Annotated in this window: 18 protein-coding genes, 1 tRNA gene and 1 other RNA gene; 5 read left to right on the top strand and 15 right to left on the bottom strand. The window is 70.0% G+C overall.

The window, feature by feature from the left end; genetic code table 11:
* Positions 1–120 precede the first annotated feature (120 nt).
* The 8 genes from AC1DVT_RS01960 to ffs form a co-directional block, all read right to left on the bottom strand.
* Positions 121–1,047, bottom strand: a complete 927-nt coding sequence (locus AC1DVT_RS01960; RefSeq protein WP_477386061.1) for a DMT family transporter — start codon at positions 1,045–1,047, stop codon at positions 121–123.
* The gene (recR, locus tag AC1DVT_RS01955; protein ID WP_457099225.1) at positions 1,047–1,640 is read right to left on the bottom strand and encodes a recombination mediator RecR; all 594 of its coding nucleotides are present in this window, start codon (positions 1,638–1,640) and stop codon (positions 1,047–1,049) included. Before recR ends, AC1DVT_RS01960 begins: the two co-directional genes overlap by 1 nt.
* 3 nt (positions 1,641–1,643) lie before the next feature.
* The gene (locus tag AC1DVT_RS01950) at positions 1,644–3,803 is read right to left on the bottom strand and encodes a DNA polymerase III subunit gamma and tau (RefSeq protein WP_477386059.1); all 2,160 of its coding nucleotides are present in this window, start codon (positions 3,801–3,803) and stop codon (positions 1,644–1,646) included.
* A 55-nt stretch (positions 3,804–3,858) separates the two neighbouring features.
* Positions 3,859–6,384: a glycoside hydrolase family 65 protein gene (locus AC1DVT_RS01945; protein WP_477386057.1), complete on the bottom strand. Its 2,526-nt coding sequence runs from the start codon at positions 6,382–6,384 to the stop codon at positions 3,859–3,861.
* Positions 6,381–7,112 carry an HAD family hydrolase gene (locus AC1DVT_RS01940; RefSeq protein WP_477386056.1) on the bottom strand — a complete coding sequence of 244 codons (732 nt, stop codon included), beginning with the start codon at positions 7,110–7,112 and terminating at the stop codon, positions 6,381–6,383. Before AC1DVT_RS01940 ends, AC1DVT_RS01945 begins: the two co-directional genes overlap by 4 nt.
* Before the next feature lie 132 nt (positions 7,113–7,244).
* Positions 7,245–8,468: an acetate/propionate family kinase gene (locus tag AC1DVT_RS01935; RefSeq protein ID WP_457099221.1), complete on the bottom strand. Its 1,224-nt coding sequence runs from the start codon at positions 8,466–8,468 to the stop codon at positions 7,245–7,247.
* The gene (pta, locus tag AC1DVT_RS01930; RefSeq protein WP_457099220.1) at positions 8,465–10,609 is read right to left on the bottom strand and encodes a phosphate acetyltransferase; all 2,145 of its coding nucleotides are present in this window, start codon (positions 10,607–10,609) and stop codon (positions 8,465–8,467) included. Before pta ends, AC1DVT_RS01935 begins: the two co-directional genes overlap by 4 nt.
* Before the next feature lie 91 nt (positions 10,610–10,700).
* Positions 10,701–10,797: signal recognition particle sRNA small type (gene ffs, locus AC1DVT_RS01925), an RNA gene on the bottom strand.
* Between the two features lie 148 nt (positions 10,798–10,945).
* Here ffs and AC1DVT_RS01920 point away from each other — a divergent pair.
* From AC1DVT_RS01920 to AC1DVT_RS01905, 4 genes are all read left to right on the top strand, one after another.
* Complete coding sequence (locus AC1DVT_RS01920; protein WP_457099219.1) at positions 10,946–11,962, top strand: AAA family ATPase; 1,017 nt, start codon at positions 10,946–10,948, stop codon at positions 11,960–11,962.
* Between the two features lie 21 nt (positions 11,963–11,983).
* Positions 11,984–13,231, top strand: a complete 1,248-nt coding sequence (locus tag AC1DVT_RS01915; RefSeq protein ID WP_477386053.1) for a DUF58 domain-containing protein — start codon at positions 11,984–11,986, stop codon at positions 13,229–13,231.
* Positions 13,218–15,545 (top strand): transglutaminase TgpA family protein, encoded by a 2,328-nt coding sequence (locus AC1DVT_RS01910; protein WP_477386051.1) that lies wholly within the window; start codon positions 13,218–13,220, stop codon positions 15,543–15,545. Before AC1DVT_RS01915 ends, AC1DVT_RS01910 begins: the two co-directional genes overlap by 14 nt.
* A gap of 91 nt (positions 15,546–15,636) precedes the next feature.
* A tRNA-Ser gene (locus AC1DVT_RS01905) sits at positions 15,637–15,724 on the top strand.
* Positions 15,725–15,773: 49 nt separating this feature from the next.
* On the opposite strand, the gene AC1DVT_RS01900 is transcribed toward AC1DVT_RS01905, so the two are convergent.
* The 5 genes from AC1DVT_RS01900 to AC1DVT_RS01880 form a co-directional block, all read right to left on the bottom strand.
* On the bottom strand, positions 15,774–16,436 hold the full coding sequence (locus tag AC1DVT_RS01900) for a dihydrofolate reductase family protein (RefSeq protein ID WP_477386049.1): 663 nt from the start codon (positions 16,434–16,436) through the stop codon (positions 15,774–15,776).
* A gap of 43 nt (positions 16,437–16,479) precedes the next feature.
* Positions 16,480–16,995 (bottom strand): glycine cleavage system transcriptional repressor, encoded by a 516-nt coding sequence (locus tag AC1DVT_RS01895; RefSeq protein ID WP_477386047.1) that lies wholly within the window; start codon positions 16,993–16,995, stop codon positions 16,480–16,482.
* Positions 16,992–17,447, bottom strand: coding sequence for a hypothetical protein (locus AC1DVT_RS01890; protein WP_477386045.1), 456 nt, complete (start codon positions 17,445–17,447; stop codon positions 16,992–16,994). Before AC1DVT_RS01890 ends, AC1DVT_RS01895 begins: the two co-directional genes overlap by 4 nt.
* A 12-nt stretch (positions 17,448–17,459) precedes the next feature.
* A complete protein-coding gene (locus tag AC1DVT_RS01885; protein WP_477386043.1) occupies positions 17,460–17,972 on the bottom strand; it encodes a bifunctional nuclease family protein in 513 nt (170 codons plus the stop codon).
* 62 nt (positions 17,973–18,034) lie between these two features.
* The gene (locus AC1DVT_RS01880) at positions 18,035–18,400 is read right to left on the bottom strand and encodes a bleomycin resistance protein (protein ID WP_477386041.1); all 366 of its coding nucleotides are present in this window, start codon (positions 18,398–18,400) and stop codon (positions 18,035–18,037) included.
* A gap of 84 nt (positions 18,401–18,484) precedes the next feature.
* On the opposite strand from AC1DVT_RS01880, the gene AC1DVT_RS01875 reads away from it, so the two are divergent.
* Positions 18,485–19,522 carry a serine hydrolase domain-containing protein gene (locus AC1DVT_RS01875; protein WP_477386039.1) on the top strand — a complete coding sequence of 346 codons (1,038 nt, stop codon included), beginning with the start codon at positions 18,485–18,487 and terminating at the stop codon, positions 19,520–19,522.
* A 15-nt stretch (positions 19,523–19,537) separates the two neighbouring features.
* On the opposite strand, the gene AC1DVT_RS01870 is transcribed toward AC1DVT_RS01875, so the two are convergent.
* Together AC1DVT_RS01870 and AC1DVT_RS01865 are read right to left on the bottom strand one after the other, a co-directional pair.
* Positions 19,538–20,260: an NUDIX hydrolase gene (locus AC1DVT_RS01870; protein WP_477386037.1), complete on the bottom strand. Its 723-nt coding sequence runs from the start codon at positions 20,258–20,260 to the stop codon at positions 19,538–19,540.
* Positions 20,261–20,264: 4 nt separating this feature from the next.
* Positions 20,265–20,828: NUDIX hydrolase (locus AC1DVT_RS01865; protein WP_477386035.1), on the bottom strand; the 564-nt coding region annotated here is incomplete at its 5' end.

Raw genomic sequence — 20,828 nt, 5'->3', positions numbered from 1 at the left:
CGCGGCGGCGGCATGCGTGTGGTGACGGGCCGCGAACGGATGCCGCGCCCAGTCGTCCATCTTACGTTCGCGGCCACTCGGCAACTCGCCATGTGACCGCTGGCGCGGCGCCCTCGAGTGCTACGAGGAGCCGGTCGACGTCGGAGCCGGAAGCGCGCGCACCCTGCCGCCGGTTGCCGCCAGCCAGCAGCCTGCGACCACGAGCGGGAAGCCGATCAGCAGTCCGAGCGTGATCTCCTCGCCGAGGATGATGCTCCCCAGGATGATCGCGACGATCGGGTTGACGTAGGTGAACAGCGGGGCGCGCACGGGCCCCACCCGCGCGATGAGCGCGAAGAAGACGACGAAGGCGATCGCGGTGCACAGCACGGCCAGCGCGACGAGCGACAGCGTGCTGCGCGCGGTCGGCACCTCGTGCTGGGTCAGCAGCGCGATCGGCAGATAGAACAGCCCGACCGCGAAGAGCGACAGCGTCACGGTGCCGAGCGAGGGCACGTCGTCGAGCCGGTGGGCGACGATGAACGGCGCGGTGGCGTAGCAGATCGCGACGAGAAGCACTTCGCCGACGGCGATGAGCCCGGCACCGCCCTGCACCGCGAGACCAGGGCCAGCGACGATCACCGCCACACCGGCGAAGCCGATCGCGAGCCCGATCGCACGGGCGGGCTTGAGCACACTGCGATCGCCGCCGGTGAAGGCGATGATCGCGGCGAACAGCGGAACTGTGGCGACGAGGAGGCCGGTCAGCCCCGATGGGAGGGTCTGCTCGGCATGCCCGAGCAGCAGGAAGGGCCCCGCCATCTCGATCGCACCGAACGCGAGCACCCACCCGATCTTGCGCAGCGCGGGGCGGAGGGCCCGCTGGCGCAGGGCGAAAGGCAGCAGCAGGAGCCCGCCGAGCAGCGTCCGCCCGGCAACCACCGCGGCCGGCGAGTAGGAGTCCACGGCCTCCTTGATGAACAGGTACGGGATGCCCCACAGCACCGCCATGGCCGCGAACAGCGTCCAGGCGCGCGCGTCGAAACGCTGCACGGTCGGAGCGGCCATCAGATCGACCGGCGCCCCTCGAAGGCCCGGCCGAGCGTCACTTCGTCGGCGTACTCGAGGTCGCCGCCCACCGGCAGCCCAGATGCGAGGCGGGTCACGCTGATCTCGATCGTGTGCAGCAGGCGGCTGAGGTAGGTCGCGGTGGCCTCGCCCTCGAGGTTCGGGTTCGTCGCGAGGATGACCTCCTGCACGGTGCCGTCGGCGAGACGCTGCATGAGCTGGGTGATCCGCAGGTCTTCCGGCCCGATCCCGGCGATCGGACTGATCGCACCGCCGAGGACGTGATAGAGCCCGCGGAACTCGCGGGTGCGCTCGATGGCGGCRACATCCTTCGCGTCCTCCACTACGCAGATCAGCGCAGGGTTGCGGCGCGGGTCACGGCAGATCGAGCACCGATCCTGCTCGGACACATTGCCGCACACCTCGCAGAACCGCACCTTCTCGCGGACCTCGCTCAGCAGCACCGCGAGACGCGACACGTCGAAGGACGGCGTCTGGAGGATGTGGAACGTGATGCGCTGCGCGGATTTCGGGCCGATGCCGGGAAGGCGGCCGAATTCGTCGATGAGGTCTTGGACGATGCCGTCGTACATGGCCTAGCTGAACCTCGTGGGCGGCTCGTAGGGCTCTTCGCGCACGAAGGTGGCGCCCAGCACCTGTCGCACCACCGCCTCGCCGTAGCGCGGGCCGCGACCGTGGGCACCGCGTGCGGGTTCGACCGGGGGCGCCGCGCGCGGCGGTGCGATGGCCGGCGGCACCGGAAGGTCGACGGGTGCCGTGCCAGCCGTCTCGTCGTCGTCCTCGTCGCGCTCGATCGACGCGGTCACGACGTTGTCGGGCAGCACGTCGCCTTCGCGGACCGGGTCAAGCGTCACCGTGCGCAGCCGCGCACCCACGGTGGCGGCGTCTTCCGGCTCGTCGTCGACCGCGAACTGCGCCACCGACGCGGAGGCGCCGCGCGCGGCGTCGATCGACGCCGAGGCGAACCCGGCTGGGGACTCCGCGCCGGGAATCGACGCGACCGCCCATTCGGTGACCGGCGCCGCTGACGCACGTGCCGGTGCGGCGCCACGCGCGGGCGGTCGTTTGGCGGCGGGGGGCTCCGAAGGCGGCCCGGATGACGGCGGCGGCGATTCCGGCGCGTCCGGCGGGGGCGGCGGCCCGTCGTCAGGGGGCACGACATCGTGCTTGGCGATGTACTTCACCCGGATGCCGAGCACTGCCTGGATCGCGGTGCGCAGGTCTTCGCTGGGCCCTGCCCCTGCCGAGAGCTGCTTGAACTTCGCGACGTCGCTCTGGCTCTGGAAGGTGAGGGTGAGCACGTCGCCGCTCAGCTGGACGGGCTGGGCTGCAGCAGCGAGCAGCCACGACGAACGGCTGATCTTCTCGAGGCGACCGAGCACCTCCGGCCAGGCCGCGCGGAGCTGCGGCAGGGTGATGGGGCCGCTCGGCATGGGGGCTGCCGCTTCGTCCGGCTTCGCTCGCTCGGCAACCGGCGGAGGACCCGCGCTCTCGGTGGCGGGAGGCGGGCCGGCAGCCGCAGGCGTTTCGTCTCGCTTCGCTCGCTCAATGACCGGGGGAAGGCCCGCTCGCTCGACGACCGGGGGCGCGACGGCCGCGACCACGGCCGGTGCTGCGACCGCGGCACCCTGGGCGAGCACGCGGGCCACGAGCAGTTCGAGCTGCAGGCGGGGCGAGGTGGCACCGGTCATCTCATCGAGCGCGGTGATGACGAGGTCGGCCGTGCGGGAGAGCGCGGCGGCGCCGAAGGCATCGGCCTGGCGCGCCATGCGGGCCAGCTCCTCCTCCGAGCTGCCGCGCAGCACGGCGGCGGCGCCCTGGCCTGTCGCGCTCACGATGATGAGGTCGCGCAGGCGCTCCAGCAGATCGTCGACGAACCGGCGAGGGTCTTGACCGGTCTGCACGACTCGGTCGATCGCGGCGAAGGCGGCAGCGGCATCCCGCGCGGCGAACGCGTCGACGACCTCGTCGAGCAGCTCGGCGTGCGTMTAGCCGAGCAGCGCGACGGCGCGTTCGTAGCGGACGAGCACCGCGCCATCGGCGGGGTCCGATCCGGCGATGAGCTGATCGAGCAGCGACAGCGTGTCGCGGGGTGAGCCACCCCCGGCGCGGACGACGAGGGGCAGCACGCCGGGCTCGACGGTGACGCCCTCGGTCGCCGAGAGCTGCTGCACGTATTCGAGCATTGCCGCGGGCGGCACGAGCCGGAACGGATAATGGTGGGTGCGCGACCGGATCGTGCCGATGACCTTCTCGGGCTCGGTTGTGGCGAAGATGAACTTGACGTGATCGGGCGGCTCTTCGACGAGCTTGAGCAGAGCGTTGAAGCCCTGCGGCGTCACCATGTGCGCCTCGTCGAGGATGAAGATCTTGAACCGGTCGCGGGCCGGGGCGAAGATCGCGCGTTCACGCAGGTCGCGCGCATCGTCGACGCCGTTGTGGCTCGCGGCGTCGATCTCGACGACGTCGAGCGACCCGCCGCCGCCGCGACCGAGCTCGACGCAGCTGTCGCACTCGCCGCACGGGGTGTCGGTCGGTCCCTTGGCGCAGTTGAGGCAGCGGGCGAGAATGCGCGCCGACGTCGTCTTGCCGCAGCCGCGGGGCCCCGAGAAGAGATAGGCGTGCCCGACCCGGTCGCCGCGCAGCGCCGTCATGAGCGGCTCGGTGACCTGGGACTGCCCGATCATCTCGCCGAACGCCTCGGGACGGTAGCGGCGGTACAGGGCGGTGGTCACCGCTCCACCCTACGGTGTGGCGCCGACATGCCGGCGGGCCGTGCGCGCGCTCGGATCACACATCGATCGGATCGATGGTGCCGTCCGGGTTCTCCGTGATGATCGTGATCGACGTCGTCACGGTGGGCACGGAGGCCGACAGGATGGTCCCGTCTTCGCGGCGGGCGTCTTCGAACTCGATCAGCGATGGCCGACCGGCGATCACCGGCCCCTGATCGGCGAGCGGCACCGTGACCGTCTCGCCCGGAGACACCCGGTAAGGGGCACCACGCACCTCGAACTCGACCTCGAGGCCGCCTTCCGCCTCGATGCGCAGCTCGCTGCGGCTGACGGCGACGGCCAGGCGGGTGCCGTGCCAGTGCACCGTGTAGGCGAGCTCGTCCCACGACGCGGGCAGCCGCGGGTCGAACGTGAGCTTGCCGAAGTGGTCGCGCATGCCGCCGAAGCCGGCGACCACCGCGGTCCAAACCCCGCCCGCGGAGGCGACGTGCACCCCATCGGACGCGTTGTGGTGCAGGTCGCCGAGGTCCACGAAGGCCGACTGCAGGAAGTAGTCCAGCGCGAGGTCCTGGTAGCCCACCTCTGCCGCGAGGATCGCCTGCACGACCGCGGACAGGGTCGAGTCGCCCGTGGTCAGCGGGTCGTAGTACTGGAAGTCGGCGAGCTTCTCGTCCTGGGTGAAGTGGTTTCCCTGGAGGAACAGCGCGAGCACGACATCCGCCTGCTTGAGCACCTGGTACCGATAGATCACCAGGGGGTGGAAGTGCAGCAGCAGCGGGCGCTTGTCGGGCGGCGTGTTCTCGAGGTCCCAGATCTCGCGCTCGAGGAAGACCTCGTCCTGCGGATGGATGCCGAGGGCCGCGCTGTAGGGGATGTGCAGCGCCTCTGCGGCGCGCTCCCACGCCTCCGGCTCGCCGGGATCGAGGGCGAGGCGGTCGACCATGAGCCGATAGGCCTCGGGAGCGTCATCCGCCATCTCGCGCACCGTGCGTGCGGCGAACCGCAGATTGAAGCGGGCCATGACGTTGGTGAACAGATTGTCATTGACCACGGTCGTGTACTCGTCCGGGCCGGTCACGCCGTGGATGTGGAACGTCTCCACTCCGCCGGTGTCTCCGTCGCTCGTGCGCCAGAAGCCGAGCGAGTTCCACAGCCGCGCCGTCTCGACCGCCATGTCGATGCCCTCCCGATGGAGGAATTCCACGTCGCCGGTCGCGCGGACGTACTTCGCGAGGGCGAAGCTCACGTCGGCGTTGATGTGGTAMTGGGCGGTGCCGGCGGCGTAGTAGGCGGACGCCTCTTCGCCGTTGATGGTGCGCCAAGGGAAGAGCGCCCCCGCCTCATTGAGCTGACGGGCACGGCGACGGGCGGCCGGGAGCATGAGATACCGCATGCGCAGGGCGTTGCGCGCCCAGAGCGGCGTCGTGTACATGAGGAACGGCAGGACGTAGATCTCGGTGTCCCAGAAGTAGTGACCGCTGTAGCCCGACCCGGTCATGCCCTTCGCGGGCACGCCCTGGCCGTCGGCGCGCGCCGCCGCCTGCGCGAGCTGGAACATGCACCAGCGGGTCGCCTGCTGGAGCTCGTCATGGCCGGCGATGCGCACGTCGGACCGATGCCAGAAGTCGTCGAGCCAGGCACGCTGTTGCGTGAAGTGCGCATCGACGCCGACGATCTTGGCGCGGTCGAGAGTGCGACGGCAGCGGTCGACGAGTTCGCGCGCCGGTACGCCCCGGGACGTGTGGTAGCTCACGAGCTTCGTGACCCGGATCGGCACACCCGCTCTGGCCTGCACGCGGAACACGTTCTTGGCGATGTCGGCTTCGATCGTGGCGCGGGCCGAGTATTCGTTCGCGGTCTCGATGACGTGGTCGGCGGCCAGGCCGATGGTCATCCCCGATTCGGTCACCCGGTACGACAGTGCGGAGCGACCGCCGTCCTGCCAGAACTCCTGCGGCTGCAGCACGCGCTGGTGGATGCGCTCCGCCTTGCGGGGGTCGAATCCCGGCTTCTTGCCTCCGACCGGACTTCCGCCGTAGACGTCTTCGCCGTCCTGCCGGTTGATCATCTGGCAGGAGACCGTGACCGGGGCGTCGGCGTTGAGCACCGTCACATCGACCCGCATGATCGCCAGGTGCTTCTCTTCGAACGAGACCATCCGCTCGAAGTCGATGCGCACCTCCTTTCCGGAGGGCGTCACCCAGATGAGGTGCCTGCGCAGCACGCCGTCGCGCAGATCGAGCGAACGCTCGTACTCGCGCACGTCGGCGAAATCGAACGACAGGGGCTCATCGTCGACGTAGACGCGCATCACCTTCGCATCCGGCGCGTTGATGATCGTCTGACCGACCTCGGCGAACCCGTAGGCCTGCTCGGCGTGCCGGATCGGGAACGTCTCGTGGAACCCGTTGATGAACGTGCCGTGCTCGAGCGCGTGGCGGCCCTCGGGCTGATTCCCTCGGAGCCCGAGGTAGCCGTTTCCGACCGCGAAGAGGGTCTCGGTCACGCCCGCGTCTTCGAGGCTGAACGACTTCTCGACGAGGCGCCATGGGTCGACGGGAAAACGGTCGCGATCGATCATGGGACGAGCTCCTCCAGGTCCTGAACGACGATGTGGGCACCGGCGGCGGTCWGATCGTCCGCGCCGACGCCGCGGTCCACTCCGACGACCAGACCGAAGCCGCCGGCGACGGCTGACTGCACGCCGCTCAGAGCGTCTTCGACCGCGACGCTGCGGGCTGGATCGACCCCCAGCATCCGTGCGGCTTCGACGAACACATCCGGGGCGGGCTTGGAGGCGAGGTGGTCGCGCTCGGCGATGACCCCGTCCATCACGATCGGGAAGCGTTCACGGATGCCGGCGGCCTCGAGCACCTCTTCGGCGTTCTTCGAGCTGGACACGACTGCGACGGGCGTGCCGGCGGCCTCGAGCACCTCGAGCAGCGCGATCGAGCCGGGGTAGGGAGCGATGCCATCGCGCCGCAGTACGCGCGCGAAGACCACGTTCTTGCGGTTTCCCACCCCGCACACCGTGTCGACCTCGGGCGCATCGGACGGATCGCCCCAGGGCAGCTCGACATCGCGGCTGCGCAGCAGGCTCGCGACGCCGTCATAGCGCTTCTTGCCGTCGAGGTACTCGAAGTAGTCGCGCTCGGCATAGGGGGGCTCGATCTCCCATGCGGCGAAGAGCTCCTCGAACATCGTCTGCCACGCGTGCATGTGCACCTCGGCCGTGGGCGTCAGCACCCCGTCCAGGTCGAACAGCACGGCGTCGTACGAGGTCAGGTCGAGGGGCACATCGGCGGGCACGGAGCCTCCATATCGGGTGCGAGGGCGAAGGAACGGCTCGTCTCCGCGGCGTGGTGCCAGCGTAGTTGCTGGGGGTTGCGCCGCACAGCGAGGCGACGTTACGGATGGATGAAAGATCGCCGAGCGCCGGGATCAGACCGCCACCGCGAGGGTCTGGCGGGCGATCTCGAGCTCCTCGTTCGTGGGCACGACGAGGACCGTCACGGGCGAGGCATCCGTCGAGATGACCCGGATGCCGCGGCCGCGCGCATCGTTGCGCTCCTGGTCGATCTCGACTCCGGCGAACCCGAGTGTGGCAAGGGCACCGGCGCGCACGATGGGCGCGTTCTCGCCGACCCCGGCCGTGAACGAGATCACATCGACCCCGCCCAGCTGGGCGAGATAGGCGCCCGCGTAGGCGCGGAGCCGATGCAGGTAGACCTCCATCGCGAGGGTGGCCGCGGCATCCCCGTTCTCCATGCCGATCTCGATGTCGCGCATGTCGGCGACGCCGGCGAGGCCGAGCACTCCGCTGCGCTTGTTGAGGAGGTCGTCGAGGTCGTCGATGGACAGGTTCGCGCGCCGGGCGAGGTGAAACAGCACCGCCGGGTCGATGTCGCCCGACCGCGTGCCCATGACCAGCCCCTCGAGCGGGGTCATCCCCATCGAGGTCTCCACGGAGCGCCCGCCGTCGACGGCGGTGACGGAGGCCCCGTTGCCGAGGTGGAAGACGATCTGCTTGAGCTCTCCGAGGGGGCGGCCGAGGAAGGCCGCGGCGGCCTCGGAGACGAACTTGTGGCTCGTGCCGTGGAAGCCGTAGCGGCGGATGCGGTGGGTCTCGGCGAGTTCCCGGTCGATCGCGTAGGTGTACGCGGCCGGCGGCAGGGTCTGGTGGAACGCGGTGTCGAAGATGGCGACGTGCGGCAGGTCGGCGAAGGCGGCCTTTGCGGCCCGGATCCCCTGGAGCGCCCCGGGGTTGTGCAGCGGCGCGAGCACGGACAGCTCGTCGATGTTGATCTCGACGAGCGGCGTGACAAGGGTGGGCTCGAAGAAGCGGGCTCCACCGTGCACGACGCGGTGCCCTACCGCGACCGGTGCCCGGTCGTCCAGCGAGGGGCCGTGCTCGGCGAACGCGTCGAGCATCACCCGGAACCCCGCCGTGTGATCGGGGATCGGCAGCTCCCGCTTGTATGTGGCGTCGAGCATGGCCGGGGCGTCAGATCCGAGGGAGGCCGATGTGACCGTGTGCTTGGAGGTGCCCACCTCTTCGCCGATGCGCTCGACCAGACCCGAGGCCAGCACGGCCTCGGCATCCATGTCGATGAGCTGGTATTTGAACGACGACGAACCGCTGTTGACGACGAGCACAACACTCATGCGGGATGTTCCCCCTGGGCCTGGATCGCGGTGATCGCGATGGTGTTGACGATGTCGTCCACGAGCGCCCCGCGCGACAGATCGTTGATCGGCTTGTTGAGACCCTGCAGCACCGGACCGATCGCGACTGCGCCGGCCGATCGCTGCACCGCCTTGTACGTGTTGTTCCCGGTGTTCAGATCGGGGAAGACGAAGACGGTGGCGCGCCCGGCCACGGCGGATTCGGGCATCTTCGCCTTCGCGACAGCGGCATCCGCTGCCGCGTCGTACTGGATCGGACCTTCGACGAGCAGCTCGGGTGCACGCTCGCGCACGAGAGCGGTGGCCTCGCGCACTTTCTCGACGTCGGCTCCCGATCCCGACTCGCCGGTCGAGTAGGAGAGCATCGCCACGCGCGGGTCGATGCCGAACTGGGCCGCGGTCGCCGCCGACGAGATCGCGATGTCGGCGAGCTGCGCCGCGGTCGGGTCGGGGATCACCGCGCAGTCGCCGTAGACGAGCACGCGGTCGGCGAGCGCCATCAGGAAGACCGACGACACCACCGAGACGCCGGGCTTGGTCTTGATGATCTCGAACGCGGGGCGGATCGTGTGCGCCGTCGTGTGCGCCGCGCCGGACACCATGCCGTCGGCGAGGCCGAGGTGCACCATGAGCGTGCCGAAGTAGGAGACATCGGTCACCGAGTCGGCGGCCTGCGCATAGGTGACGCCCTTGTGGGCACGCAGGCGCTCGTACTCACGCGCGAACTTGTCGACGTGGACGGCATCGAAGGGACTCAGGACCGCCGCCGCGCTCAGATCGATGCCGAGTTCGAGGGCGCGGCCGCGCACCTCGATCTCCTCGCCGAGGATCGTGAGATCCGCGATGCCGCGGGCAAGCACCTTCGCGGCCGCGCGGAGCACGCGATCGTCGGTCCCCTCGGGCAGGACGATGCGCCTGCGATCGGACCGAGCACGGTCCATCAGCGCGTACTCGAACATGAGCGGGGTGACCACCGCCGAGTGCGCGAGGCCGAGGGACTCGACAAGCCTCTCGGTGTCGATGTGCGTGTCGAACATCCCGAGCGCCGTGTCGTACCGGCGCTGCGAGTCCGCCGCGAGCCGCCCGCGGGTCGCCATGACGCTCACGACGGTCTCGTAGGTGTCGAGGTCTGCCGTGATGATCGGCAGCGTGACCCCGATCCCGTCGATCAGTCGGTTGATCTCCTCGGGCAGCTCGAAAGGCCCGTTCAGGATGATGCCCGACAGCGTCGGGAAGGTTCCCGATCGGTCGGCGAGGATGGCGGCCAGCAGCACTTCGGTGCGATCGGCCGGGATGATCACGAGTGCGCCATCGAACAGGCGCGGCAGTACGTTGACCATCGACATGCCGCCGATCACTACCCCGAGCACCTCTCTGGTGAGGAGGTCCTGGTCGCCCTTGAGGAGGGTGCCGCCGACGGAGCGGACCACTTCGCGCACCGAGGGTGCGACGAGGAGCCGATCTTCCGGGAGCGCCCACACGGCGATCGACCGATCCGCGGCGGCGTGGCCGGAGCCTTCCACGGCATCGACGACCGCCTGGATCCGGGTGACGATCTCGACCAGGTGCTCGGGGTCGGCACGATTGGCGACGACCGCGAGCAGGCCGGCGCGGCCGTGGGTGAGCTCGGCGAGGGCCAGCGCGGTCAGCTGTCCCATCTCGTCAGCGGTGCGCGCCGGCGACGTGCCGAGCTGCTCGGCCTGTCCTTCCCGGCCGCTGAGCACGAGGAGCACCGGGGCGCCAAGGTTCGCCGCGATCCTGGCGTTGTAGCCGAGCTCGGTGGGACTGCCGACGTCGGTGTAGTCGCTGCCGACGATCACGACCGCGTCGCACCGCGACTCGACGGCCTTGTAGCGTTCGACGATCTTCGCGAGCGCGGCATCCGGATCCTGGCGGACGTCGTCGTAGGACACGCCGACGCACAGGTCGTAGTCGAGGTCCACCCCGTCGTGGTCGAGGAGCATCTCCAGCACGTAGTCGCGTTCGGCGGTGGAACGGGCGACGGGACGGAAGACGCCCACCCGTGGGGTCGCGCGACTGAGCGCTTCGAGCACCCCCAGCGCAACCGTCGACTTTCCGGAATGACCTTCTGCGGAAGTGATGTAGATGCTCTGCGCCACGGGCTCAGCCTATGGGCGCGGCGCCGGTCGAACCAGGGAGCGAGCCCGGAGAAATCGCCGAAACGAGCACGAAGTCGGCTGTTTCCGGGCAAAGAAAGACTCTCCGCGAACCCGGCAGAGCCCGGTTACCCTTGCTACGTTTCCGTCCTGGGGGATTTGGCCTGGATGCCGCCTCGCGGAGAGCTGAGACAAGTCTACCCGGCCCCGGCGAATGCTCCGAACCGCTGCCGCTTCGATGCCCGGTCACTTCCCAGGAGCCAGGCGGTCAACAGGTTGTTACGATCAGAGAAGTGAGCGACGGCGCTCTGGAACGACGGACGGACCGAKGGGGGTCCCATGGCGGACACTGCGATGACGGATGCCTCGGCCGACGCGGTCGCCGAGCTCACTGCCGAAGACTTCGCCCGCGCGACCGAGGAGATCCTCGCCTCGGTGAGCAGTGTCATCGACGGCAAGCCCGAAGCGGTCCGGTCCGCCCTGGTCTGCCTCCTCGCGGAAGGGCACCTCCTGATCGAGGACGTGCCAGGTGTCGGCAAGACGATGCTCGCCCGGGCGCTCGCGGCCTCCGTCGATGCCACCGTGCGGCGCATCCAGTTCACCCCCGACCTGCTTCCCGGCGATATCACCGGGGTGAGCGTCTTCAATCCGGTTGAGCGCGAGTTCGAGTTCAAGCCCGGCGCGATCTTCGCGAACCTCGTGATCGCCGACGAGATCAACCGCTCCTCCCCCAAGACGCAGTCCGCGCTCCTGGAGGCCATGGAGGAGGGACAGGTGACCGTCGACGGGCGCTCGCACCTGCTTCCTGACCCGTTCCTCGTCGTGGCGACCCAGAACCCACTGGAGATGGAGGGCACCTACGCCCTGCCGGAGGCGCAGCGAGACCGCTTCATGATGCGCATCTCGATGGGCTACCCGGACGCGAAGTCCGAAGCCCTCATGCTGCGTCAGCGGGATGCGATCAACCCGCTCGATGAGCTGGTGCCTGTGGTGTCGGCGGCCGAAGTCGCCGAACTGGTCTCGTGGGCGCGGGCGGTGCATGTCGCTCCGACGATCGAGGACTACGCCGTGGCCCTGGCGAACGCGACCCGCACCCACCCCGATCTGCGCCTGGGCGCAAGCCCCCGCGCGACGCTGCAGCTCGTGCGCGCCGCGAAGGTGTGGGCCGCCCTCGACGGGCGCGGCTTCGTCATCCCGGACGACATCACCGCCCTCCTCATCCAGGTGTTCGCCCACCGCCTGATCCCGACCCGCTCCGCCGGCGGTGCTCGTGCCCGATCGGGCGCTGATGCCATCGTGGGGATCCTCGAACGCATCGCGCAGAGCGTGCGCGTTCCCATCGCCGCACGCCAGTAGCCGGCCGTCTGCGAGCACCCGATGAAGCGTCTCTGGCCGTTCACCGCCCGTGGGACGGGCGGTCTGCTGCTCGCGCTCGGCTGCTTCATCGCGGCGAGTGAACTCGGCGTCACCGTGCTGATGTACTTCGGGCTCCTGCTGCTCGCACTGCTCGTCGCGGGGCTCGTGTCGCTGCATCTCACCCGGCGCACCGACAAGGTCACCCGGTCGCTGTACCCGGAGGTCGTCACGGTCGGCCGGTCGGCGACCGTGACCGCGCACGTCGGCATCCGCAGTCCCGTGCCCACTGCCCCGGGCACGTGGGAGGACACCCTGCCGAAGGGGCTCGACGGCCGGCCGCACGGGGTCTTCCCAGCGCTCGGCTCAGCGCTTCGCCGCGCGGACTGGTCGGTCGACATCGAATATCCGGTGACCGGGCTGCGCCGTGGCATCCATCCCACCGGTCCCCTGATCGTGACCTCGACCGATCCGTTCGGACTCGTGCGGCGGCGCACTGTGTTCACCGACCGCACGGCGGTCACGGTCGCACCCGCGATCGTCGACCTGTCCGCGCTGACCGACATGCTCGGCAACACCGGCGGGACGCTGCACACCGAGAACAACCAGCTCGGCCAGGGCGCCGACAACCTCATCGCGCGGCTGTACCTGCCCGGCGACTCGATGCGGCGCATCCACTGGCGCGCGTCCGCGCACCGCGGTGAGCTCATGGTGCGGCAGGAGGAGCAGGAAACGACCCCCGAAGCGGTCGTGGTGCTCGACCGCAGCGCTCGCCGATGGGCGGCCGAGGCGATGGGTTCGACCGGGGCCGATCCCGGCTTCGAGTCGGCCGTGACGACGTGCGTGTCGGCGGTCGCCCGGCTGGTGGTCGACGGCTACTCAGTGGACGTCATCGATTCCGACGGCACCGTCCTCGCCGATCGCATCGAAGGCGGCGACCTGAGCGGTGTCGAGGATCTGCGCACGCATTTCGCCACCGTCACCGCCCGGCGCGAAGACCACCTGCCTCAGCTGGCCCGGCTGTTCAACGGCGTGACCACCGGACCGCTCGTGCTGATCGTCGGACGACTCGATTCCGCGGATGCCGAGACCCTGGCGCCGCTCGTGCATCACTGCACGCTTCCGCTGCTCTTCGCCGTCGCCCCCGAGCGCGCGGCGGCGGACCTGGCCGCCGAGTTCGGCTGGCGGGTGGCGACGATCGGTCCCGATGACGAACTTCGGGCCGCGTGGACCGGCACCGTGGATCGGGGGGTGAGCAGTGGTCATCGCTGACCGGACCGTCGACCAGACGGCCGAGCGCGCGCCGATGCGCGCCGACCTCGCCCTGAGCCTCGGCGTGCTCCTGGCGATCTTCGCCGCCCTGCTGCCGCTGCTGACGGTGCTCAAGCCCGGCCCGTGGCTCCCCGCCGCCGTGCTGCTCACCGCGATCGTGCTCGCGGCCGGCTACTTCGGCCGCAGGATCGGGCTGCGCGCGCTGGTGGTGAGCCTGATCGAGATCCTCCTGTGGGCGCTCTTCCTGACCTTCGTGTTCTTCCGCGAGACCGCCCTGCTCTGGTTGATCCCCACCCCGGCGACTGCCCGGGAGGTGCCTGACGCCCTCGCAGCGGCGTTCCAGGACATCAATCTCGGGTCGGCCCCGATGACGGTCAGCGCTGAGCTGGCGTTCCTCATCGTCGGTGCGACGGCTCTCCTGGCGATCATCGTCGACCACGTCGTGCTGACGGCCCGGATGCCGCTCCTCGCGGGCGTCGGGCTGGTCGCCGTGTCGCTCATCCCCTCGATCGTCGTGCCGCAGGGCGTCGACATCATGGCGTTCGCCCTTCTGGCGGGCGCCGTGCTGTACCTCATCAGGACCGAGACACGCTCCCGTGATCTGCCCGCCGCGCGCGAGGCATCCCGAGCCGCCGGCGTACCGGCCACTGCACTCGGGATCGGGGCGATCGCGATCGTCGTCGCGATCGTGGTCACTCCCCTGCTCCCCCCGCCCACGCCGATCGTCGCAGGTCAGCCCGGTCTCGGGCAGGGAATCGATGTGACGCTGCAGCTCGGCGACGATCTGCGTCAGCCTCGCATCACCGAAGCGCTGCGCCTGCACACGGATGCGCCGGCACCGCCCTACCTGCGTGCCGCGACGCTCTCGGTGTTCACGGGAGCCGTCTGGCAGCCCGATCGCATGCGAGCCGTCCCGCTGGACAGCGACAACGCGCTCAGCGAGGTCGCGGTGACCTCKGGCGTGAAGGTGTCGGAGTACACCACCGAGGTCGAGGTGCGCGAACTCGTCGCCTCGTGGCTGCCAGTCGCGTTCCCGGCCGTCGCCGTCACCGGACTCGACGGCACGTGGAAAGTGGTGCCGTACAACCGCACGGTGCTCAGCCAGTCCGGATCGACCAGAGGCCAGACCTATCAGGTCGTCACCCACGTGCCCCGACCCACGCTGGAGCAGATCCGCGTCGCCGAGGCCGGCGGACCGCAGATCCGCGACGACACGACGGCGCTGCCGCCCGACCTGCCGCCGATCATCGCCGAGACGGCGGCGGCGGTGACCGCGGGCACGTCGACGGATTACGACGCGCTGATCGCCCTGCAGCGCTGGTTCCGTGGCAGCGACTTCCGCTACTCGCTCAAGGCGCCGGTGGAAGAGGGCTTCGACGGCAGCGGCGCCGACGCGGTCGCGAAGTTCCTGGAGGTGAAGCAGGGCTACTGCGTGCACTTCGCGTCCGCCTTCGCGCTCATGGCGCGCACCCTCGGCATGCCCACTCGGATCGTCGTCGGCTATCTGCCCGGCAACCCCACGACCGAGAAGACCCCGGAGCAGACCGGCGAGCAGACCGGCGGGCAGACCATCTATTCGGTGTTCAGCAGCCAGCTGCACGCCTGGCCCGAGGTGTACTTCAACGGCGTCGGCTGGGTGCCGTTCGAGCCCACCGCCAGCCTCGGCGTGCCGACCAGCTTCTCTCCTGCATCGACGACCCTCGGAGATCTCGGCGCCGGGACCGATGTCACGTCGACGCCGAGCCCCACGGCATCGGGGGCGACGGCGAATCCCCTGGATGACGGACTCGACGGCGCACCGTCCGAGAGCGGCTCCGCGGTCCCCCGGGTCGACCCGCTGCCCACCGTCAGCATCATCTTCGGCATCCTCCTCGCCCTGTCGATCCCGGCCCTCCTGCGAGCCTTCCGCGGACGCCGACTGCTGCAGGCGGCGCGCGATGGCGATGCCGCCGCGGCGTGGGTACTGGTGCAGGACTCCGCGATCGACCTCGGCATCGCGGCGCCCGGGAGCGAGTCGCCGCGCGCGTTGGCCGCGCGTCTGGTGGGCGAGCATGGGGCCCCGGCCGAGCCGATGCGAGAGCTCGTGGTCGCGATCGAGCGGGCCAGCTACGCGCCTGGTGCGGCGCGGCGACGGTGGACGGATGCCTCGATCCCGGCCGCGGCCGTGTGCCGGGGACTCTTCCGCGAGGCGCCGCGGGCTCGGCAGCTCCTCGCCGTCTTCGCGCCGCGGTCCCTCATCGTGCGACCCGGTTCGGTGTACGCCGCAGCGGGTGCCGGACCGGCGGCAGAGCGGGCGACGGCGCGGGAGCGATAGCGCGCATCGGGAAGCGGTCGGCGTCGGGGTGGCCCGCGTCGGGAAGACGGCGCCCGGCAGGATAAGATGGTCTGCGGCCCGCGAGGGCCGAGGAGGATTCGCCTAGTGGCCTATGGCGCACGCTTGGAAAGCGTGTTGGGTGCAAGCCCTCGGGGGTTCGAATCCCCCATCCTCCGCCATTTGATGTCCGAGGACATCGTGAACGGCTGAGTCCCTGGAGACGGGGGCTCAGCCGTTTTCACGTGGGTCGCGGCGGAACGTGACGTGAGTGACGCCACTCGGCGCCGACTCCGACGTCACCCGGCAGCCGGCCTCGAGTCCCCGCAGGTCGTCCCACAGACGCACGCCCCGGCCCAGCAGGATGGGGACGATCGCGACATGCAGATCATCCACCAGCCCGGCTCGGAGGAACTCGCGCACGGTGGTCGGGCCCCCGCCGATGCGGACATCGCCGCCATCCGCCACCGCGACAGCGCGCGCGAGCGCCTCTTCGGGAGACGCGGTCAGGAAGTGGAACGTCGTGCCGCCGTCCATCTCGATCGAGGCTCGCGGCGTGTGGGTGAGGACGAACACGGGAACCCGGAACGGCGGCTCGTCTCCCCACCAGCCGCGCCAGTCAGGATCGTCGGGGTGCTCGTGCAGGCCGAACATCGCGGCGCCCATGATCTCGGCGCCGACGGCCTCGAAGTAGCGTGCGGCGTACTCGTCGTCGACGCCGGTCGTGCCGGCGCCGCTGGAGTCATGCAGGACGCGCTCGCGGAACGTACGGGTGGCGACGTAGGCGTCGGTGAGGCGTCCCCAGTCGTCGCCGAACGGGTTCTCCGGCGTCTGGTCGGTCGTCGTGGCGAAGCCGTCGAGTGAGATGTTGAGGTCGACGCGGACTCGGGTCATCGGTGAATCTCCCAGGTGGATGATGGATCGGCGTGGGGTGGTCTCAGTCGAGCAGCGTGACGTCGACCTGGAGTTCGGCCGCGAGTCGTTCCACTTCGGCCGTGAGCGCGTCGACGTCGACGGATGCCGGCACACTTGCCGCGATCGTCGCCTCGAACAGACGCCCACCCGCCATGGCTGCGTCGCGCGTCTCGGTGGTCATGCGGTCGATGCTGACGCCGTGCCCGCCGAGGGTCGCGGACAGCTCGCGCACGATCCCGGGATGGTCGTTGCCGAGCACCTGGAACACGAAGCGGCGCGGGGGCGAGGCATCCGTCGGCGCGGTGGGCGCTGCAGGGAGCGCGACCGTCACGAGTCCTTCGAGCTCGGACAGGGCGGAGCGCAGCGCCTCGGCGCGGTCGGCGGCGATCGACACCTCGATGATTCCCGCAAAGGCGCCGGCGAGCTCGGCAAGCTGGCTGTTCTCCCAGTTGCCCCCGTGGGAGTCGATGACGCCGGCGACCGCGGYGACCAGCCCGGCGCGATCATCTCCGACGACGGTCAGGACGAGGGTGGTCATGGGCTCAGCGTACCGAGCGCATCGGACAGCCGCTCGTACAGACGACCGCGTGCGAACTCGGCCTGACGGGTCATGTAGCCGAGCAGGGGCGGCGGCGCCGAGACGGCGACGGTCTCCGTGACGCGCGCGCCGCCGGGGGCCTTCACCGCGCGAGCGGTGATGTCCAGTCGGCATCCGGGTGCCGGACGGACGACGCTCGTCATGGAGGTGCCGGTCGTCCTGGTCGTTCGCGTCGGAAAGCGGAGCGGGTAGGAGAACGGGCCGACCCGGGACGTCTCCGTGACCCTCCAGTCCGTCCAGGGCCCGTCGGCATCCGATCCCTCCGCGACGATCTCCGCGTGCGTGAAGTAGGGATGCAGCCCCGGGTGCTGGTCGAGGCGCAGCAGGAAGTCGATCGCCTCGGCAGGCGGAACGCCTACGGAGGTGTCGAGATCGAAGGTTCGCGTGGCCATGGCCCGATCATCTCAGCCGCGGAAGTCCTCCGGGTCGACCTCGTTCAGGAACCGCTTGAACTCGTCGACGCGCTCCTCTTCGTCCGGCAGCTCATCGTCATCGTCCGCCGTGGTCATGTCGGGGATGCCGGCTTCGTCCATCACTTCGTCCGCCACCCAGATCGGCGCACCGACGCGGGTGGCGAGCGCCACGGCATCCGACGGCCGCGCGTCCACGGTGCGGGTGCCGAGCGCCGTCAGGAGGGTGATCTCGGCGTAGTAAGTGCCCTCGTCGATGCGCGTGACCTCGACGCGCTGCACCTCGGCCCCCGCCCCTTCGAGCAGCGATCTCATCAGATCGTGGGCGAGCGGGCGTGGGACCGGGGTGCCCTGCAGCGCGACCATGATCGAGGTCGCCTCGAGGGAACCGATCCAGATCGGCAGCATCCTGCCGCTGCCGGGCGGCTCGCCGAGCGGCTTGACCAGCAGCACGTGCTGCCCCGCCTCGTCGAGGGCGAGGCCGAGGACGCGTACCTGGACGACCATGGCGGCTCCTCCGGTCGGATGCACCTCCATGGTAGGCACGCGGGGCGCGATGCGCTGGGCTCTCAGCCACCGTCTTCGATGAGGTGGAGCTGCGTCCCGTCGATGTCGATCAGGTACCCGGCGCGCTGACCCCACTCCTGGAGTGCGATCGGCAGGAGCCGGGGCATCCCGGCCGGCGTCTCCGGCACTCCGCTCCGACGGACCGCCGTGAACAGCTCCTCGAGGTCGTGCACGCGGATGCTCGTCATGAACCAGCTCGAGTACGGGTCGTGCTCGGGGGCGAGGAAGAACTCCAGCACGACCGTGCCGCGACCGAGGATGAGCCATCCTCCGTCGCGATACGCCACCTCGAACCCGAAGCCGCCGTAGAAGTCGACCGTCGCATCGAACGAACGAGAAGGAAGGTTCGGCACCGCGCGATCGGTCACGACCCGAACCTACGTCCAGCAGTGGCCGAGCGGAAGATGCGTTGAGGGAGTTGACTGGTTCCACACTCATCGCGAGGAGGACACATGCTGACCCTCGACCCCGAATCGATCGAGACCGCCGTCGCCGAGCGGGCTTTCACCGGCGTGGTCGCCGTGGATTCCGCCGACGAGAGGATCTTCGAGCGCGCCAGCGGATTCGCCCATCGCGCCTTCGAAGTGCCCAACACCGTCGACACGCAGTTCGGCATCGCCAGCGGCAGCAAGGCGTTCACGGCGCTGGCGATCATGCGACTCGTCGAGGACGGCAACCTGAGCCTCGACACGCCTGCGCGCCAGATCCTCGGCACGGACCTTCCCGAGATCGACGATGCCGTCACGATCGAGCACCTGCTCACCCACACGTCCGGCATCGGCGACTATCTCGACGAAGAAGCCGAGTGGGAGCCGTCCGACTACGTCCTCTCCGTGCCCGTGCACACCCTCACAACGGCCGAGGCGTTCCTGCCGCTCGTCGACGGGTTCGAGCAGAGCTTCGCCCCGGGCGAGCGCTGGGCATACTGCAACGGCAGCTACGTCGTGCTCGCGATCATCCTCGAGCGGGTGACCCGGGAGGTCTACCACGACGTCGTGCGCCGCCTCGTGTTCGCGCCGGCGGGCCTGCAGAGCACCGACTTCCTGCGACTGGATGAGCTGCCCCGCCGAGCGGCCCTCGGCTACCTCTTCGACGAGGGCGACCGGGTCAACACGCTGAACCTCCCCGTGCTCGGCAGCGGAGACGGCGGCGCGTTCACTACCGCGGCGGACCTGCATGGGTTCTGGCGCGCGCTGTTCGCCGGGCAGATCGTCTCGCCCGCCGTGGTCGCCGAGATGGTCCGGCCCCGCCACGTTCCCGATCAGGGCATGCGCTGCGGGATGGGCTTCTTCCTGCACGCGACCGCGCCGGCCGTGCTGATCGAAGGGTACGACGCCGGCGTGTCGTTCCAGTCGACGCACCTCCCGGCATCCGCCACCACGGCGTCGGTGCTCGGCAACAGCTCCGAGGGGGCCTGGCCGGTCGTCCGGGTCGTCACCGGTGCCATCGACCGTCTCGGCGCGGATGGAGGTGGCGGCGCAGGGGGGTGAGGCGTATTCAGGCCGTCAGTCCGGCAGCACGAGCGGCAGCTCGCTTGTCTCGTCCCACGGCTCCGTCCAGCCCAGCCGATCGAACATCGCATCGAGCAGCATGCCGGTGAAGCCCCACACCAGATGCTCACCGCCCGCGTGCGGCACGAGAAAGCCGGGGCCGCGCCACTCCTGTCCGTCGCGGCGGATGACCGTCGACCCGCGGTGCGCGGGGTCGAGCAGATCGGCCACCGGCGCGCGGAACACATCCGACGATTCGGCTTCGTCGACGACGTGCACGGGGGACGGATGCCGCCACCACCCGAGCACCGGAGTCACGAGGTGCTGCGAATACGCCAGCGGAATGGGTTCGAGCATGCCCAGCACCTCGACGCCCGCGGGGTCGAGACCCGTCTCCTCCCGAGCCTCGCGGAGAGCAGCCGCGACGAGTCCGTCGTCCTCGGGATCGACCCGTCCGCCTGGGAACGCGACCTGCCCGGGGTGCGAACGGAGCGTCGACGCACGCGCCAGGAGGAGCACGTCGAGATCGCGTGACACCGCACTCGCATGAGCGTCGTGATCGCTGGGAAGCGCGTCGAGCACTCCGAAGAGGATGAGCACCGCCGCCGGGCGTGAATCCGCCGCCTCGGGCAGCTCTGCGATCCGGGGGAAGAGACCGACGCCGCTGCCCGCAGCCACGGCATCGGCGAGTGCGAGGAGCTGCGCCCGCGCGCTCTGGACGGAGATTTCGGCAGGCATTCGTTCAGGCTACGCCGGGTTCGGGGGCCGGGCGCCGGTAGAGCTCGGCCGGTCGGCCGCGCCCTTCGCTGAACAGGTCACCGGTGGGCTCGAGCCCGGCGAGCATAGTGCGCCGGAACGTGTCGGGCAGCAGCCGCTCCCCGGCCACCGCCTCGTGCACTTGGCGCAGCCGGCGGATCGTGAACGGTTCGGGAAGGAATCCTGCGGGGTCGGGTGCGCGGCGATACTCGGCACGCAGGGCAACGACTGCGAACGCGATGATCTTCGCGTGGTCGTATTCCAGAACCGGCAGGGCGTCGACGTCGACGATCCGGGTCCGGTCGGATGCCGGCATCCGCTCCTCTCGCACGACGTCGTAGTGCGCGACGCTGAGCACCCATCCGCGATCGTCGCGGCCCGGCTCGTCGAAGACGTGCAGCTGCCGTGGCTCGAGCCCGACGATCCCCGCCTTGTTCTGGAGCGAGCGCCGCACGGCATCCGCAAGCGTCTCGCCGGGATGGAGGAAGGTGCCAGGAAGCCGCCACTCCGGGCTGCCGCCGCGAGCCGCGTCGTTCGTCAGCGTCAACAG

It is taken from the genome of Microbacterium sp. P2_F9, from assembly GCF_056403635.1.
Note: the sequence above shows the minus strand (reverse complement) of the source record. Positions and strands in the feature narration are given on the sequence as shown.